Source organism: Blastococcus jejuensis (genome assembly GCF_039534705.1).
Taxonomy (GTDB): Bacteria; Actinomycetota; Actinomycetes; order Mycobacteriales; family Geodermatophilaceae; genus Blastococcus_B; species Blastococcus_B jejuensis.
Map to the genome: position 1 here is coordinate 176,622 of NZ_BAAAVV010000006.1, position 16,860 is coordinate 193,481.

Genomic DNA, 16,860 nt, shown 5'->3' on the forward strand with positions numbered 1-16,860 from the left:
GGAGACGTACAGCGTTCTCCCACCCGCCGTCGAGCCTCCGCGCTCCACACTGGGTGCACCAGCGAGGAGGAGCCCGTGGCCGACGGCAGCACGACCGTCCCGTGGCGGTGCCCGGAGCCGGACGAGCTCGGGCTCGACGCGGCGGTGGTCTCGATCGCCGGCCCACGACGGGAGAACCAGGACGCCGCCGCCACCGGCGAGCGCCTGCTGGTGGTGGCCGACGGTGTCGGTGGCAACGTCGGGGGAGCGGTCGCCGCGACGCTGGCCGTGACGGCGGTGTCCACCGCCGGGGACGACCTCGCCGTCGCGGTCGCCGCGGCGAACAGCCGGCTCGCCGACGCCGTCGCCGCCGACCCGCAGCTGTCGGGGATGGCCACCACGCTCACCGCGGTGGCGCTCACCGGGTCGGAGCTCGTCGTCGCGCACGTCGGTGACTCGCGCGCCTACCTGTTCCGCGACGGTCGGCTGCGGCAGCTCACCCGCGACCAGACCCTCGTCCAGTCCCTGGTGGACGCGGGCGCGATCGACGCCGAGCAGGCCCGCACCCACCCGTTGCGGTCGGTCGTCCTCGGCGCGCTGCACGGGCGGGACGGCGACCTGGCGCACCTCGAGGTGGGCCGGCACGACGTCCGGCCCGGGGACCGCCTCCTGCTCTGCTCCGACGGGCTCTCCGGCGTCGTCGCGCCCGAGGTGCTCGCCCGGGTCCTCGCCGACGAACCGGCTCCCACGGCCGCGGCGACCCGGCTCGTCCGCGACGCGCTGGCCGCGGGGACGCAGGACAACGTGACCGCCGTCGTCGCCGACGTCGCACTCGTCGGGGCGTGCGCCCGGGCGGCCTGAGCCGCTACTCGGGCTGGTTGTCCGCCGGGCCACCGACCTCGAAGGACCCGGCCACGCCGGCGTAGGCGAGGTGGGCGACCAGTCCCTCCGCCGCGTGGTCGAGGTGGTGGCAGTGGTCCATCCAGATCCCGGGGTTGTCGGCGAGGAACACGATCTCGTAGGTCTCGCCGTCGAGGACGTTGAGCGAGTCGACCACCCACGGGCTGCCGCTGGCCGCGACGCCGTCGCGGGACAGCACGATCGCGTGGTGCCCGTGCAGGTGCATCGGGTGGACGTCGCCGCTGTCGTTGCGGATGGTCATGCGCACCACGTCGCCCTCCTCGACGTGGTACATCGGCACGTCGGGGAACAGGCGGCCGTTGATCGTCCACCAGAACCCGGGACGGCCGTCGACGAAGCCGACGCGGCGACCGATCTCGTAGGTGAACCGCCGGTCGGGCTCGTCCGGGTCGAACGACAGCGGCCGCGGGGAGCCGTAGGACAGCAGGTCGACCTGGCCGGCGGGCTCGGCCCGCGGCTCGATCTCGGTGCCGGGCGGCCCGACGACCACCGCCGAGCCGCCACCGGTGTCCACCCGCGCCGGCGCCTCGACCAGCACGTCGACCCGGCCGCCCGCGGTCACCACCAGGCCCTCGTCGCGCAGTGGCGTCGGCTCGTTGACGTCCGTGCCGTCGACGGCGACCACCTCGAACGGGGAGCCGGTCACCCAGGCGCGCAGCGGCCCGTTGTCGGTGTTGACCACGCGGACGCGGACCCGCTCGCCCGGTACGGCGTCGACCCCGACCACGCCGGTGCCGCCCATGACGGTGCGCCGTCCCGAGTAGGTGTGCACCGGCGCGACGACGTCGCGCACCTCCTCCTCCTGCTCGGCCGGCAGCACGACGAGGGTGCCGAACAGGCCGCCCCGCACCTGCTCGTGGGACACCTGGTGGGAGTGGTACCAGTACGTGCCGGCATCCTCGGCGACGAACCGGTAGACGTGGCTGCCGCCGGGACCCACCGCGTCCTGGGTCACGCCGGCCACGCCGTCCTCGGCGTTGGGCACGTCCACCCCGTGCCAGTGCAGGGTGACACCCTCGCCGACGTCGACGTTGGTGAGCGTCACCTGGACGAGGTCGCCCTGCTGCACCTCGAGGGCCGGGCCCGGCGAGGTGCCGTTGAGCGTGTACCCGGGGATCTCCTCCCCGGTGGCCAGCCGGACGGTGCCCCGTGCGGCAGCGAGGTCGAAGGCGGCGTCGGGCTCACCGGTCGTCGGGCCGGTGAGCTCGGCGACGGGCCGGCCGGTGGCGTGGTCGTGCCCCTCCGGCCCGCCGCCGTACTCGGCGTGCCCCATCTCGGTGATCGAGTACGTCGAGGGGACCAGGCTCGACCACCACAGCCAGCCGAGGAACCCGATCCCCAGGACGAGGACGACGAGCGGGACGATCAGCCGCCAGCGGCGGCGGAGCTCACTGGACAGGGATCGACGACGGTGTCGATGGGCTCTCCGACCGCTGCCGGGGGACGGCAGGTCCGCCGGCCGCCGGTGCCTCGACCTGCGTCAGGGACGCCGCCCGCAGGGCCGCGCCGAGCAGCAGCAGCGCGTTGGCGCCGTGCAGCGCCCCGATGGCCGGCGCGAGCGCGAAGGCGAAGATCGCCAGCGCCACCTGCAGCACGACCAGTCCGAAGACGATGCCGCCCCACTTGCGTGCCTGCGGGACGGTTTTCGCGGCGAGGAACGAGACGATCAGCAGGACCAGGCCGAGCACCGGGATGGCGTACAGCCCGCCGTACAGGTGCACGAGCTGGCCGAGGTTGAACTCGGCGTTCTCGTCGAAGATCTGCCCGTTCTCGACCTCGCTGATCACCTCGAACCAGCCGAAGGCGACCGAGGCCGCCTGCACGAGCACCCCCAGGGCGATCAGCCCGGCAACCACGCGGTACGTCTGCTTCACGATCGTCTCCTCAAGACGTCACGGAGGCGATCGCCCCCGTGTCGGCGCAGGTTGTACACCTGCCGGCTTCCGGGCCGACAGGGTTCTGCGCGCGACACGTCGGGAAGCTCGCCGGACGTCGGCGGGTTGCACCGGGCAACCGATCGAAGGGCTCTTCCATGCGCATCCCGTTGTCCGTCCTCGACCTGGCGCCCATCGCCCGCGGGGAGACCGCCGCCAGCAGCATCGCCGCGAGCGTGGAGCTCGCCCGGCGCGCGGAGCGGCACGGCTACGGGCGGGTCTGGTACGCCGAGCACCACAACATGCCCGGGATCGCGTCGTCGGCGACCAGCGTGCTGATCGCCCACGTCGGCGCGCAGACGGAGACGATCCGGCTGGGGGCCGGCGGGGTCATGCTGCCCAACCACTCGCCGCTGACGATCGCCGAGCAGTTCGGCACGCTCGAGGCGATGTACCCCGGCCGCATCGACCTGGGGCTGGGCCGAGCGCCCGGCTCGGACCAGAACACGATGTACGCGCTGCGCCGCGACCCGGCCTCGGCCGACCGCTTCCCCGACGACGTCCTGGAGCTGCAGGGGTACCTCACCGGGGCCACCCGCGTGCCCGGGGTGCAGGCGATCCCCGGCAAGGGCTCGGACGTGCCGCTGTACGTCCTCGGCTCGTCGATGTTCGGCGCCACCCTGGCCGCCGCGCTCGGCCTGCCGTACGCCTTCGCCTCGCACTTCGCCCCGCAGCTGCTCGAGCCCGCCGTCGCCGCCTACCGGCGCGACTTCCGACCCTCCGCGCAGCTCGCCGAGCCCTACGTCATCGCCGGCGTCAACGTGATCGCCGCCGACGACCGTCGGGCCGCCGAGGAACAGCTGCAGGTCACCCGGCGGGTGCGCGCGGTCGGGCTGTTCGGCCGGGGCCGCCTGCCCGAGGGCGTCGACTTCGACACCGCCGCCGAGCAGCTGCTGGCGCAGGGCGCCGCGGTGCACGTCGACCAGATGCTCACCCACACCGCGCTCGGCACGCCGGCCGAGGTGGGGGAGTACCTGGAGACGTTCCGCAAGCTGGCCGACGCCGACGAGCTGATCGTCGCGTTCCAGTCGCCCACGGTCGAGGCCCGGCTGCGGTCGGTGGAGCTGACCGCCGAGGCGATGGCGAGCGACTGACCTACGGCTGGCCCGCATCGACCACCCCTCGAGCGCGGGCAGGCTGATCATCGTCACGTTCCCCTCGGCGGGGGGCGGGTAGGGCTCAGCGGTGACCTACTCGATCGTCGCCCGCGACCCGGAAACCGGGGAGATGGGCGTCGCCACCCAGTCCCAGGCGTTCGCCGTCGGCAACAGCGTGCCCTTCGCGCTGCCCGGCCACGGCGTGATCGCCACCCAGTCGATGGCCGAGCCGATGTACGGCTCGGTCGGGCTCGACCTGCTGCAGGGCGGCTTCACCGCGCAGGAGGTGCTGACCGCGCTGAGCAGCGTCGACCCGCATCCGAGTCGGCGGCAGGTCGCCGTCCTCGGCGTGAACGGTGACCTCGCCGCCTACACCGGCGAGCAGTGCGTCGACGCCGCCGGGCACCTGCAGGGCGACACCTGCGTCGCGCTGGCCAACATGGCTGCCTCCCCGGCGGTGTGGGAGTCGATGGTCGAGTCGTTCGAGGGCTCGGCCGGGCCGCTGGCCCAGCGGCTGCTCACCGCGTTGCAGGCGGGGGAGGAGGCCGGCGGTGACTTCCGGGGCCGGCGATCCGCGGCGATCATGGTCATCCGGGCCACGACGACGGGCCGCCCCTGGCACGACACGGTGGTGGACCTGCGGGTCGACGACTCCGCCGACCCGATCACCGCACTCGGCGAGCTGCTCATCACCAAGGTCCGCTACCAGGACGTCGTCCGTTACTTCCAGCAGGCCATCGACGGCGATCCGGTCACCGCCGACCGCGAGCTGGAGCTGCTGCGGCCGATGGACCCGGTCACCGAGCCCGACCAGCTGATGTGGCGGGCCGTCGTCGCGGCGCTGGCCGGCCGGGAGGACGCCGCCCGGGAGATGCTCGTCGAGCTCGCGGCCTGCGCGCCGCAGTTCCTCGAGGCCGCCCGGCGCTTCGGCAAGGCCGGGCTCATGCCCGACGACGTGATCGCCCGGATCGTGCCCGTGGTGCCGTAGTCCGCGCCGCGGGTCAGCCGGGCGGGGGGTGCTCGGCGCGCAGCCGGCGAGGTGCCCGGCAGGCCCACGCCTCGCTGACCAGCTCCACCAGCGACGCGTCGTCGATCTCGTCGAGGCGGACCAGCACCGCCGGGTAGCCGTCGAAGTGGTGGGTGGTGAAGTAGACCTCGGGCTCGGCCGCGACCAGCGCCCGCTTGGCCCCCTCGTCGGGGACGGAGGCCGCGAGCACCGGCCCGGCGGGGGCGGCGGCGCCCAGCTCCTCGAGGTCACGACGGCGCAGCGGGCGCTCCCAGGCGAAGGACTTGTCGCGCACCCGCCACTGCCGCTGCCCCTCGCGCGACGTCGTCTCCACCGCCTCCGGCAGCGCGAGGCAGGCGGCCGACACCGCGTCCCAGGTCGCCATCAGGGCCGTCCTTCCGGAACCAGCCCGAGGCGGTGCGCCACGGCCGCGGCCTCGACGCGGCCGCTCACACCGAGCTTCGCGAGGATGTTGGACACGTGCACGCTCGCGGTCTTCGGGCTGATGAATAGGGCGGTGGCGATCTGCCCGTTCGACCGGCCCGCGGCGACCAGGGCGAGCACCTCGCGTTCGCGGTCGGTCAGGCCGAACGGCACGGGGGCACCGGTCGCCGGTGACGGCCCGGGCACGCCGTCGTCGAGCGGCACCCGGGCACGCCGGGCCAGCGCGCGGACGTCGTCGAGGAGCGGGGCCGCGCCCATCGCCTCGGCCGCCTCCGCGGCCAGCCGGAGCACGGCCGCCGCCCCGGCGCGGTCCTCGCCGGCGCACAGCGCCTCGCCCAGCCGGTAGCGCGCATAGGCCAGCGGCCAGGCGTCGGTCGCCTCCTCCCACGCCGCGACCGCGGCCCGCCACGCCTCGACCGCGGGGGCGCCGTCGCGGCGCACGGTCTCCGCGGCGGTCAGCGCCCGGTAGCCGCGCGCGGCCGGGGAGGCCGTTCCGACGGGGCCGGCCGGCGTGCGCCCGAGGAGGTCGGGGTCCAGCACGACGGCGGGGGGCCGGTGCTCGTCGCGTCCCCGGACGGCGGCGTCCGCGGCGGTGCGGGCACGCAGCCAGAGCAGCGGCCAGGAGTAGCGCGCCGACCAGGCGGTGCTCACGGCGAGCCCGGCCTCGGCGAGCTCGGCGGCTGCTATGAGTTCCCCCCGGGCACGGGCGGCCTCCGCCTCGATGTAGATCAGCGCCTGCGTGAACTGCGGTTCCCGCGACTCCCCGAGCTGGCGCTTGGCCTCCCGCACGTGCTGGAGGGCCGCGTCGAGCCGACCGCTGGTCACGGCGAGGTAGCCCAGCAGCTCCTGCACGGTCGCGCCGAACACCCCACGCAGGTCACCGATCACCACGTCGGCGGCGACCCGCTCGGCCTCCCGCCACTCCCCGAGGCGGACCAGGGGCTCGACCAGGTTGCCGGTGAGGTAGGCACCGAAGCTGCGGGAGAGCCCCACGTGGGTCGCGAGCTCGATCCCGTCGCGCGCGGCCGTGGCGGCGTCCCCGTGCCGGCCCATTGCCTCGAGGGCGTCGGAGAGGTTGACGTAGCCGCGCAGTGCGGTCTCGTGGTCGTGCGCGTCGAGCGCCAGCTGCAGCCCTTCGCGCAGGAAGGCCTCGCCCTCCGCCGGGTCGGCGAGGTAGCTGAGGGCGGAGCCCAGGGTCAGCAGCGCGCCGGCCTCCTGCTGGGTGGCCCCGGTGGCGCGGGCGGCGGCGAGCGCGGTCCGGGCCACCTCGGACGCGCGGTCGGACCCCACCCGCATGAGCGTGTTGGCCAGCGCGGCGAGCACCGCTGCCCGGGCCAGGCTCGGGGGGTCCACCGGCAGCCGGGCGAGGGCCGTCTCGAGTTCGGTGACCCCGGCGCCGTCCTCGCCGAGCGCGCGGACGGTCACCGCCCGCTGCTCGACGACGAACGCGCTGCGCTCCGGGTCCGTGTCGGGGTCGACCAGATCCAGGGCCCGCTCCAGCAGCGTGAGCGCCCGCTCGGGATCCCCGCCGTGGAAGGTCGCCCGGGCGGTGAGCCGCAACACCTCGACCTGGTCGGCGCCGGCCCACGTCTCCGCGTCGGGCACGCTGCGCCACACCTCCAGGGCCCGCTCCAGATGCCGGCGCGCCTCGGCCGGGGCGAACGCGGCGATCGCCTGCCGCCCCGCGCGCACCGACGCCGCCAGCGCGCGCGGCATGTCGTGCGCGGCGTACCAGTGGACGGCGAGGGTGGCCGCGACCGAGGCGTCGTCCTCGGCCAGCCCCGGGGCGCGGTCCAGCGCTTCGGCGTAGGCGGTGTGCAGCTCCACCCGCTCGCCGGGCAGCAGGTCCTCGTAGACGGCGTCCCGGGTCAGCGCGTGCCGGAAGGCGTAGCCACGCCCCGTGCCGTCGACGACGAGCAGCGATGCGTCGACGGCCTCGCGCAGCGCCTCGTACAGCTCGGCCGGGGACACCGCGGCGACCTCGGACAGCAGCCGCTCGGGTACCCAGCGGCCGGCGACGGCGGCGGTCCGGAGCAGCCGCTGGGCGGGGCCGGAGAGCCGCTCGGCCCGCGACAGCAGCACGTCGCGCAGGGACGGCGGCAGTTCGTGCTCGCCGGTGCCGTCGCGGACGGTGCGGACGAGCTCCTCGACGAAGAAGGCATTGCCCTCGGACCGGTCGAAGACCAGGTCGACCATGCCCGGCTCCGGGGTCGCGCCCAGGATCGCACCGACCTGTGCGGCGGTCTCCCGGCGGCTGAAGCGCTCGAGCTGCAGCCGCTCCACGCCGCGCAGCCGCTCCCACCCGGAGAGCAGCGGGCGCAGCGGGGACCTCCGGTCCACCTCGTCGGAGCGGTAGGTGAGCACGAGCAGCACGCGCGTGCCCTGGAGGCCGCGGACCAGGAACGCGACCAGGTCCAGCGTGGTGCGGTCGGCCCAGTGCAGGTCCTCGACGACGAGCGCCAGCGGATGCTCGTCGCCGATCCGGCCGAGGACGCCGAGCACGAGTTCGAACAGCTGCGCGGTGCTGCCGCTGGTGGCCGGGGGAGCGGGCAGGTCGACGGCGAGTTCCGGGAGCAGCCGTGCCAGCTCCCGCCGGGCCGGGCCGAGGAGCCGGTCGAGGTCGCCGGACGGCGTCGTCCGGACGACGGTGCGCAGCGCCTCCACCAGGGGCACCAGCGGGAGGCCCTCCCCGCCCAGCTCGATGCAGCCGCCGGTGAGGACCCGCATACCGGATGCGTCGCCGAACGCGGCGTCGAGCAGCCGGCTCTTGCCGACGCCGGCCTCGCCGCCGACGAGCACGACCCCGGGCTCGCCTGCCGCCGTCCGCGCGACCGCGGCCCGCAACTGCGCCAGCTCGCGCTCGCGCCCCACGAGGACCGGGCTCACGACCTCGAACCGCACGGCAGGGATGCTGACACGTCGGACGCCGTCCTGAGGTGCCTCAGGACGCCGCATCTCCCACCGGTGTCCGCGGGGCGCCCGATCTGAGGTGGCCCGACCCGGAGGAACGGGGCCGCCGCCCGATCCGGGATCCGCCGCCTCAGCGACAGCCTTCTCCCAGCACCGCTGCAGGTGCGGCACGGCTCTCCCGGAGGGGATCCCCATGAACGACATCCGCGACATCGTCTGCAAGGGCCTCGTGATCGGCGGCGTCATCGGCAGCCTGCCCGGCAGCGTGCTCACCGCGGCGGTGCGGTCGTGACCGCGGCTCCCGGCACCATGCGCGGCGCGCTGCGGCACCGCGGGTTCCGCCGGCTGCTCGCCGGGCTCGCCGTGTCGCAGGCGGGGGACTGGCTCTACAACGTCGCGCTGCTGGCCTTCGTCTACGAGCGCACCCACAGCGCCGGCTGGCTGGCCGCGACCACCGCGGCCCGCGTGGTGCCGCTGGTCGTGCTCGGACCGCTCGGTGGCGTGATCGCCGACCGCTTCGACCGCCAGTACGTGATGGTCGTGTCCGACCTCGCCCGCGCGGTCCTCATGCTGGGTCTCGGTGTCGTCGCGCTCGCCGGCCTGCCCGTCGTCCTGGCGCCGGTGCTGGCCGGGCTGGCGACGGCGGCAGCTGCCCCCTACCCGCCGTCGGCGGCGGCGAGCACGCCACGGCTGGTCCCCGACGCCGACCTCGCCGGCGCCAACGCCGCACGGGCGGTCGTGGGCATGGGCGCGGTGGCCGCCGGGCCGGTCGTCGGCGCCGTCCTCCTGCTGGTCGGCCCGCCGAGCACGGCCTTCCTGGTCAACGCCGCGTCGTTCGCGCTCTCGGGCCTGGCCGTGCTGTCGATCCCCGGTGGCGCGGCGTTCCGTCCGGGCCGGGTCGGCGAACGGCGGACCATCGTGGCCGACGTCGTGACCGGGGCACGGGCGCTGCGGTCGCACCCGGTGGCCGTGCGGCTGGTCGGCGCCGACGTGGTCTGCAGCGTCGTCTACGGCATGCAGACCGTGCTCCTCATGCTGCTCACCCGGGAGCTGGGCTACGGCGACGCCGGGTACGGATACGTCCTCGCCGGGCTCGGCGCCGGCGGCATCCTCGGGACGACGGTGGCCGGCCGGGCCGACCGCAGCCCCCGCCCGAAGGCCGTCCTGGTCGGCGCGCTGCTGGTGCTCGCGGTGCCCTCGGCGCTGATGGCGGTCACCCCGTGGCTGGCCGGCCTGCTCGTGTGGGCCGTCGTCGGCGGCGCCGGTGCGGTGCTGGTCGAGGTCCTGTGCGAGACCGCTCTGCAGCGGGAGCTGGACGAGGAGGTCTTCACCCGCGCCTACGGCATCGCGCTCCCGGTGTCGATCGCCGGCATCGTGGTCGGCTCGCTCGTGGCGGCCCCGCTGGTGGCGCTCGTCGGGCTGACCGGCGCGATCATCGGAACGGGCCTGCTGGCCGGCGGGTACGCCGCGGTGGTCGCCCTGCCCCGCCGCGCGGCCGGACGGCACCGGGCCGCGGTGGCCCTCGTGCGCGAGCCGGCGGCGGCCTGACGGCTGCCCGAACCCGCTGCCACCCGTCGCCCGATCAGGCGGGTGGCAGCCGGCGTCGCCACCGGATCAGTCCAGGGGGTGGACGAGCATGGCGTCGAGCCAGGCCTCGTACTCGTCGCCGGTCATCGGCCGGGCGTGGGCCAGCGCCTCCGCGAGCAGGGCCGGCGCCACGTCGACATCGGCCTCGGCGCTGATCCACGTCCCGCCCAGCCGCGTGACCAGCTGCTGCCGGTACGGGTCCGCGACACGCGACCAGACCCCCGCGGCGGTCTCGGTGCACGAGGTCAGGTCGTACTCGCTGCCGGGCGGGAAGAACTGGCCGCCGCACGGGTCGGCGCCCGCGGCGACCGTCGACGGCACGCGCACCAGCCGGACGACCGGTTGGGGGTCGCCGTCGGCCGTGTAGGGGGTCGAGAGCCACTCGCTGCCCGTGGTCTGCGGGGCGCCGCCCCGCAGGCCGGTGATCTCGGTGACCCACGGCCGTGCGGTGGTGCCGATCTGGGCGCGGATGTCGGCCTCCCGACCGGCGGCCGCCCGCTCCTGCGCCCAGGGGATGCCGACGACCGCGGCCGTCGTGACGAGGACGACGGTGGTGACGATCCGGACCGGGCCCGGCCACTGCAGCGCGGCGACCGCGGCGAAGGGCACGGCGGCGGTGGCGTAGCGCAGCGGGACCGGGAGGTCGCTCGCGTGGCCGGTCCGGAATGCGATGAAGACGATCGCCAGGGCGATGACGCACCCGGCCACGCCCAGCAGCACGCCGCGGTTCACCGATCCGGCCCGGCCGTTGAGTCCGGGGCCGGCGGCACGGTCGAGCGCCACCGCGAGCCCGGCCACGACGGCGATGACGACGACGACGGTGACCAGCACCGCGACGACTCCGCCGAAGAGCGAGACCATGATCGGTGGCGCGGCCGTCATGGCCGCGACGACGCCGAGGAGCCCGGCCGCCACGACGTGCACGAGGGCCCGCGCCACGGAGGTCCGCGCCCGCGGTTCGGCCGTCACCGACGCGGGCGGGGACGGCGCCGGCACCGGCGCAGTCTGCCAGGACCGTGCGCGGGAGCCACCGACCACGCGGTACACCCGCCGAGGCCGCCGTGCAGTCCGGCTCCGGCGGCCCGACGGCGGCTCTCGTGGGTCAGCGGTGGATCGGGGGTGCGGCGGGCTGCACCGTTCGGGCGGCCAGCCAGGGGAGCAGGTCGTCGATCGGCATCGCCCGGGCCAGGTGCCAGCCCTGGACCAGGTCGCAGTCCAGCGAGGTCAGCAGGTCCCAGGTCGCCTGGTCCTCCACGCCCTCGGCGACGACCTCGAGGCCCAGGTTCCGGCCGAGGGTGATGATGGCGCGCACGATCGCCACGTTCTCCGCGCCGGAGTGCAGGGCGGCGACGAAGCTGCGGTCGATCTTGACCTCCTGCACCGGCAGCCGCTGCAGGTACGACAGCGACGAGTAGCCGGTGCCGAAGTCGTCGACCGACAGGCGCACCCCGAGGTCGCGGAGCCGGCGGAGGACCGCGACCGACCGGGTGGGGTCGACCATGACCGAGCCCTCGGTGACCTCCAGGGTGAGCTTCTCCGCCGCGACGCCGTGGCACGCCAGCAACCGGGCGACGTGCTCGACCAGATCGGCCTCGTGCAGGCTGCGGGTCGAGAGGTTCACCGCGACCGCGAGGTCGTGCCCGCCCGCCTGCCACGTGGCGCACGCGGCCAGCGACGCGTCCAGGACCTGCGAGGTCAGCGGGCCGATCAGGCCGCTGCGCTCCGCGACGGGGATGAACTCGTCGGGGCCGATCGGACCCAGCGACGGGTGCTGCCACCGGACCAGCGCCTCGACGCCGGCGATGCGCCCGCTGGCAAGGGCGGCCTGCGGCTGGACGTGCACCTCCAGCGCACCGTCCAGCACGGCCGTCCGCAGCTCCGACACCAGGGTGAGGCGCCGGGGGCCGTCGGCGTCGAGGTCCGGGCCGTACAGCCGCAACCGGCTGGTCGTGGACTTGGCGTCGGAGGCGGCCAGGTCGGCGCGCTTGAGCAGCGCGGCGGCGTCCGTGGCGTGGGTCGGTGCGATGGCCACGCCGACGGCCGCGCCGATCTCGATCCGCATCCCGTCGAGGACGACGGGCTGCTCCAGGGCGCGCAGGGCGCGGCGGGCGAGGTGCAGGACGCGGTCCTCGTCGGTGGCGCCGGGCACGAGGACGGCGAACTCGTCGCTGCCCAGCCGGGCGACCGTCCCGGAGGTGCCGACGACGTCCTCGAGGCGCAGCGCCACCTCGCGCAGCAGGTTGTCGCCCTGCTGGTGCCCGAGGGTCTCGTTGACCTGCTTGAACTCGTCGAGGTCGAGGATCATGACGGCGACGGCCGGCACGGCGCCGTCGGCGCCGGCCGCGAGGGCGGACGTGAGGCGACGCTGCACGTCGGCGCGGTTGGGCAGGCCGGTGAGGGCGTCGTGCAGGGCGTCGTGCTGCAGGCGGTCGATGAGCTCGCCGTTGCGCAGGGCGACCGAGGCGTGGTTGGCGACGGTCTCCAGCAGCAGGGCGTCGTCCTCCTCGAACGTGCGGACGTCGCCCAGTCGGTCGGCCACCACCAGCGCGCCGACGATCCCGTTCGCGCCGTTGAGCGGGACGACGACGGCGTCGCGCATGGCGTAGGCGGCCAGCCACCGGCGCGCCTCGGGCACCCGCGTGGAGCGCGGCATGAGGACCGGCCTGCCGCCGTCGACGACCTGCTGCAGCACCCAGGCGTCCTCGGGGCCGGCCGGCTCCTCCGAGCGGGTCAGCCGGCCGGCGGCGTCCAGGCGGACGCGGGCGACGAGCTCCCCGTCGGGGTCGGTGAAGGCGGCGGTCGCGCGCTCCGAGTGCAGGACCTCGCGGGCCTCCTCGAGCACGTTGCGCATGACCTCGTCGAGCTCGGATGCGGCGCCGACGGCCTGGCTGAACCGGTACAGGCGCTCCAGGTTCAGGTGCCGTTCGGCCAGCGCGGCGTAGGCGCGGAAGGCGAGCAGCAGCAGGACGCCGAACGCCAGCAGCAGCCAGGCACTGGTGGGGGCCGCGGCCAGGCTGATGACGCAGACGAGGCCGAGCGTGACCGCCAGGGCCGGCACCTTGAGCGACCCGGCGCCCGACAGCAGCGACCGGATGTCCACCCCGCCGTCCCGGGCGGCGATCACGCAGGAGATTGCCACCGCGCCCATCAGATCGGCGGCGAACGCAGCCACGTACGCGGCCAGCCAGGTGGCCGGACCCGAGCCGGGGTCGTCGGGCGCCAGCGCATGGAAGAGCGCGACGGCGAGACCGGTCTCGCTGAGGATGAGCGAGAGGTTGAACGCCACCTTGAGCGGCGGTGACCGGCGGTACCCGATCATCGCCGCGGCGGACCCGACCACCCGCCCGATGACCAGGGCCAGCGGTGCGGCGAAGAAGAGCCCGAGGACCAACGGGATCTCGCTCAGGGAGATGGTCTGCGTCTCCCGCCGGGCCTGGACGTTGAGGACGAACACGTCGGTCGCCGCGAAGGCCAGCCCGATCGCCCACCAGGGCAGGTCGACGTCGGGGAGGTAGGCCAGGTGGTCCTGGTACGGCGGCCCCAGCAGGAGGGCCAGGCCGAGCAGGACGACGATCAGGCCGGCGATGAGCCCGGTCTGCCCTCGCCGCGAGAGCGGGCGCGCCGTCCGCTCCTCGCTCGCCGCGTCCTGCGACCCCACTGCCCCACCACCTCCGGATCTCCAGCTCTGACCTGTGTGTTCTCGGCTCCGCGCGGCACGTCCTTGAGCGGACCGTCGACCACGGGTGAGGTGGTGGACCTCGTGGCCAGGCCGGCCGACGTCCCCCCGCGGGGGGAATCCAGGGGGAAATCCCGGGCCGGGCCATCCAGCGCCGGCCGGTTCGAGCCGATCAGGACCCCATGGCTCGACGGCGTCCCGGGACCTCCCGGCGGGGAGGTGACCGCCGCGAGCGGCTGGACCGGCCGATGCTGTGGGGGCGCGTGTTCGCCGCCGCGGTGGCGTCGACGTACGTGCTCTCCCTGGCCGCGCACGGCCTCGGCGCGGACGGCGTCCTCGCCACCCTCGCGGTCGGCGGCAAGGTCGTCTTCCTGCTCGGGCTCGTCGGCCTCCTCGTCTGGCGTGCCCTCCTGACCCGCGACGACCGCGCGGCGTGGCTGTGCTTCGCCGGTGCGGTCGCGGCCTACTCGGTCGGCGCCGCCGGGTACGAGGTGGCCAGCCGCAGCGGGCCGGTCGTGGCCCGCCCGGCCTGGTTCGACGCCGGCTTCATCACCTTCTACGCGCTGCTCGGTGGCGCGCTCCTCCTGCTGCTCCGGTCGCGGGTCCGGCGGCTGTCGGCCGGTGCCTGGCTCGACGGCGTCGTCACCGGCCTCACGGCGGCGGCCTTCGCGGCGGCGTTCGCCCTCGGTGACTCACTGCACGACGCGGGCAGCACCCTGGTCATCGCCTATCCGATCGCCGACCTGCTCGTGCTGGTCCTGATCGCCGGCGCCCTGGCGGTCATCGGCGGTGGCGCGGGCGGCTCCTGGTGGTGGCTGACCGGCGGCGCCGCCGTGTTCGTCCTCACCGACACCGTCTACGCCTACCAGGTGGTGCACGGCAGCTACGCGGTCGGCGGCCCGCTCGACGCGGGCTGGGGCGTGGCCTTCCTGTGCTTCGGCATGGCCGCCTGCCAGTACCCCCGCATCGGCGTCGGGAGCCGGCGCGACGGCATCCGGGCGCTGATCGTGCCGGGGGTCTGCGCCCTGGCGGCGCTGGTCCTGCTGCTGCAGGGCAATGCCCGGCCCGGGGACCTGCTCGCCGGGGTCCTGGCGTTCGGCGCCGTGCTGGCCGCGCTGACCCGCACCGCGCTCACCTTCCGGGAGGTGCAGGCCCTGGCCGATAGCCGCCGGCAGGCCCGCACCGACGAGCTGACCGGCCTGCCGAACCGCCGCAGCGTGTTCGAGGCGCTGGACGCCGCGGGGGAGCGGCTGGCCGCCGGCGAGAGCGTCGCCGTGCTCGTGCTCGACCTCGACCGGTTCAAGGAGATCAACGACTCGCTGGGCCACGTGGTCGGCGACGCGCTGCTGCGGCAGGTCGGCCCGCGACTGGGCGGTCAGCTGCGGGAGGGCGACCTGCTCGCCCGCCTCGGTGGCGACGAGTTCGTCGTCCTGGCCTTCGACGTCGGCATCGAGGACGCGACCCGGCTCGCCGAGCGGCTGCGCGCCCAGCTTCGCCGACCGTTCGCGGTCGGCGGCATGGACCTCGGGGTCGACGCGAGCGTCGGCGTCGCCGTCGGCCCCGGGCACTCCGGCGACCCGGCCGAACTGATGCAGCTGGCCGACCTGGCGATGTACTCGGCCAAAGCCGACCGGGCCGGCGTCGCGGTCTACGAGGAGGTCCGCGACGGTCACGGGCGGCACCGCCTCGAGGACGTCGCCCAGCTCCGTCGGGCCCTGGTGCGGGGCGAGCTGGTCCTGCACTACCAGCCGAAGCTGGCGCTCCCGACCGGCGTGATCGACGGGGTGGAGGCGCTGGTCCGCTGGCAGCACCCGACCCGCGGGCTGCTCTACCCCGACGCGTTCATCGAGCTCGCCGAGTCGGCCGGGCTGATGGCCGAGCTGACCCGGCAGGTCCTGGACATGTCGCTGGCGCAGCGCCGGGCGTGGGCCGACCAGGGGCGCGACCTGACCATGGCGGTCAACGTGAGCCCGTCGAACCTCGTCGACGAGGACTTCCCCGACGAGGTCGCCGCCGTGCTGGCCCGGCACGGCCAGCCGGCCGACCGCCTGGTGCTCGAGGTGACCGAGAGCCTGCTCATGGAGGACCGGGAGCGCGCCGTCCGCGTGCTCGGCCGACTCCGCGAGGCGGGCGTCGGGGTGGCCATCGACGACTACGGCACCGGGTACTCGAGCCTGGCCTACCTGGCCGCGCTGCCGGTGACCGAGCTCAAGCTGGACCGGACGTTCGTGGCGGCCCTGACCGGCAGCCCGCGCGCGGAGTCGATCGTCACCTCGACCTTGCAGCTCGCGCACGCCCTCGGCCTGGTGCTGGTCGCCGAAGGCGCCGAGGACCAGGACACCGTCGACGCCCTCGCGGGCCTGGGGTGCGACCTGGTGCAGGGCTACCACCTGAGCCGGCCGCTCCCGCCCGACCAGCTGTGGAGCTGGCTGGACGCGCGCACTGCGGTCCGTTCCTAGAGCTTTCTGTACCGAAAGCTCGTGCGGACGCCCGCGCTTTCGGTACAGAAAGCTCGGAGGGGGTCGGTGCGGCTCACGCCGGGGGCAGCGGGAAGACCAGGAGCGAGCTCGTCGCCGTCGCCACGGTCCGGCCGGACGCGTCGCGCACCTCGCCCTCGGCGAACGCCACCCGGCGGCCCGGCTTCACGACGGTGCCGACCGCGGTCAGCGGTCCGCTGGTGGCGTGCACCGCGCGCAGGTAGTTCACCTTGAGCTCGATCGACGTGTAGCCGAACCCGGCCGGCAGCGTCGTGTGCACGGCGCACCCGGCGACGGTGTCCAGCAGCGTGCACACCAGCCCGCCGTGGACGACGCCGATCGGGTTGTAGACCGACTCGTCGACGTCGCAGGTGAACTCGACCCGGCCCTCCTCCAGCGCGCCGATGCCCATCTGCACGAGCAGCGCGATCGGCGGCGGGGGCAGCAGCCCGTCGCGGATCGCCTCCATCGTCTCCAGCCCCGAGCGCTGCATCGCGCCGGCGGCGGTGATCAGCGGGTCGTGCCAGGTGACCGTGCGGGAGCGCGGCTCGCCCCACTCCGCCGTCCGGGTCGGTGCCGCCGCCGTCACACCTTCTGAGTTCATGCGACGAACTTAGCATGGCGACCCGGCGGTGATGTGGCCCCCGGCCTGGATGATCCGGCCGAAGGCACGCCGGTCCTCGGGCGGGGTCACGGCCCGGTGCCCGGCGGCACGATCTGTGCGTCCCGGAGCCTGACCGTCGGGCGGGGACGCCGCCTCACGCTCCAGGGGTGAACCCGGCGGGCCGGGACGGGACGATCGTCCCGTCGGGAAGGGCCGAGATGACCG

At 75.2% G+C, this 16,860-nt stretch carries 12 protein-coding genes; 5 read left to right on the forward strand and 7 right to left on the reverse strand.

Going from position 1 to position 16,860, the window contains the following annotated elements; all coding sequences use genetic code 11:
- Positions 1 to 75 precede the first annotated feature (75 nt).
- Positions 76 to 840 carry a PP2C family protein-serine/threonine phosphatase gene (locus ABD644_RS14200; RefSeq protein WP_344689583.1) on the forward strand — a complete coding sequence of 255 codons (765 nt, stop codon included), beginning with the start codon at positions 76 to 78 and terminating at the stop codon, positions 838 to 840.
- 4 nt (positions 841 to 844) lie between these two features.
- Here the strand turns inward: ABD644_RS14200 and ABD644_RS14205 are convergent, their stop codons facing one another.
- Both ABD644_RS14205 and ABD644_RS14210 read right to left on the reverse strand, forming a co-directional pair.
- On the reverse strand, positions 845 to 2,173 hold the full coding sequence (locus tag ABD644_RS14205; RefSeq protein ID WP_344689584.1) for a multicopper oxidase family protein: 1,329 nt from the start codon (positions 2,171 to 2,173) through the stop codon (positions 845 to 847).
- 115 nt (positions 2,174 to 2,288) lie between these two features.
- Complete coding sequence (locus tag ABD644_RS14210) at positions 2,289 to 2,774, reverse strand: hypothetical protein (protein WP_344689585.1); 486 nt, start codon at positions 2,772 to 2,774, stop codon at positions 2,289 to 2,291.
- Positions 2,775 to 2,932: 158 nt separating this feature from the next.
- Here ABD644_RS14210 and ABD644_RS14215 point away from each other — a divergent pair, with 158 nt between their 5' ends.
- Positions 2,933 to 3,928: an LLM class flavin-dependent oxidoreductase gene (locus ABD644_RS14215; RefSeq protein ID WP_344689586.1), complete on the forward strand. Its 996-nt coding sequence runs from the start codon at positions 2,933 to 2,935 to the stop codon at positions 3,926 to 3,928.
- A gap of 91 nt (positions 3,929 to 4,019) precedes the next feature.
- Positions 4,020 to 4,919 (forward strand): DUF1028 domain-containing protein, encoded by a 900-nt coding sequence (locus ABD644_RS14220; protein WP_344689587.1) that lies wholly within the window; start codon positions 4,020 to 4,022, stop codon positions 4,917 to 4,919.
- 13 nt (positions 4,920 to 4,932) lie between these two features.
- Here ABD644_RS14220 and ABD644_RS14225 read toward each other — a convergent pair whose 3' ends face one another.
- Together ABD644_RS14225 and ABD644_RS14230 are read right to left on the reverse strand one after the other, a co-directional pair.
- A complete protein-coding gene (locus ABD644_RS14225; RefSeq protein ID WP_344689588.1) occupies positions 4,933 to 5,322 on the reverse strand; it encodes an MmcQ/YjbR family DNA-binding protein in 390 nt (129 codons plus the stop codon).
- A complete protein-coding gene (locus ABD644_RS14230) occupies positions 5,322 to 8,282 on the reverse strand; it encodes a helix-turn-helix transcriptional regulator (protein WP_344689589.1) in 2,961 nt (986 codons plus the stop codon). The genes ABD644_RS14225 and ABD644_RS14230 overlap by 1 nt, the downstream gene beginning before the upstream one ends.
- Positions 8,283 to 8,579: 297 nt before the next feature.
- Here ABD644_RS14230 and ABD644_RS14235 point away from each other — a divergent pair, with 297 nt between their 5' ends.
- Entirely contained in the window at positions 8,580 to 9,839 is a 1,260-nt protein-coding gene (locus ABD644_RS14235; protein WP_344689590.1) for an MFS transporter, read from the forward strand.
- Between the two features lie 66 nt (positions 9,840 to 9,905).
- Here the strand turns inward: ABD644_RS14235 and ABD644_RS14240 are convergent, their stop codons facing one another.
- Both ABD644_RS14240 and ABD644_RS14245 read right to left on the reverse strand, forming a co-directional pair.
- Complete coding sequence (locus ABD644_RS14240) at positions 9,906 to 10,874, reverse strand: hypothetical protein (RefSeq protein WP_344689591.1); 969 nt, start codon at positions 10,872 to 10,874, stop codon at positions 9,906 to 9,908.
- A 106-nt stretch (positions 10,875 to 10,980) separates the two neighbouring features.
- On the reverse strand, positions 10,981 to 13,536 hold the full coding sequence (locus ABD644_RS14245) for a putative bifunctional diguanylate cyclase/phosphodiesterase (RefSeq protein ID WP_344689592.1): 2,556 nt from the start codon (positions 13,534 to 13,536) through the stop codon (positions 10,981 to 10,983).
- 200 nt (positions 13,537 to 13,736) lie between these two features.
- On the opposite strand from ABD644_RS14245, the gene ABD644_RS14250 reads away from it, so the two are divergent.
- Positions 13,737 to 16,013, forward strand: coding sequence for a putative bifunctional diguanylate cyclase/phosphodiesterase (locus ABD644_RS14250; RefSeq protein WP_344689593.1), 2,277 nt, complete (start codon positions 13,737 to 13,739; stop codon positions 16,011 to 16,013).
- Between the two features lie 73 nt (positions 16,014 to 16,086).
- Here the strand turns inward: ABD644_RS14250 and ABD644_RS14255 are convergent, their stop codons facing one another.
- Positions 16,087 to 16,635, reverse strand: coding sequence for a PaaI family thioesterase (locus tag ABD644_RS14255; protein WP_344689594.1), 549 nt, complete (start codon positions 16,633 to 16,635; stop codon positions 16,087 to 16,089).
- Between the last annotated feature and the right edge of the window lie 225 nt (positions 16,636 to 16,860).

Excerpts from the sequence above, each read along its gene's own strand:
- ABD644_RS14205 (WP_344689584.1), bottom strand. The coding sequence starts at position 2,173 with ATGGGGCACGCCGAGTACGGCGGCGGGCCGGAGGGGCACGACCACGCC.
- ABD644_RS14215 (WP_344689586.1), top strand. The coding sequence starts at position 2,933 with ATGCGCATCCCGTTGTCCGTCCTCGACCTGGCGCCCATCGCCCGCGGG.
- ABD644_RS14225 (WP_344689588.1), bottom strand. The coding sequence starts at position 5,322 with ATGGCGACCTGGGACGCGGTGTCGGCCGCCTGCCTCGCGCTGCCGGAG.
- ABD644_RS14250 (WP_344689593.1), top strand. The coding sequence starts at position 13,737 with ATGGCTCGACGGCGTCCCGGGACCTCCCGGCGGGGAGGTGACCGCCGC.
- ABD644_RS14255 (WP_344689594.1), bottom strand. The coding sequence starts at position 16,635 with ATGAACTCAGAAGGTGTGACGGCGGCGGCACCGACCCGGACGGCGGAG.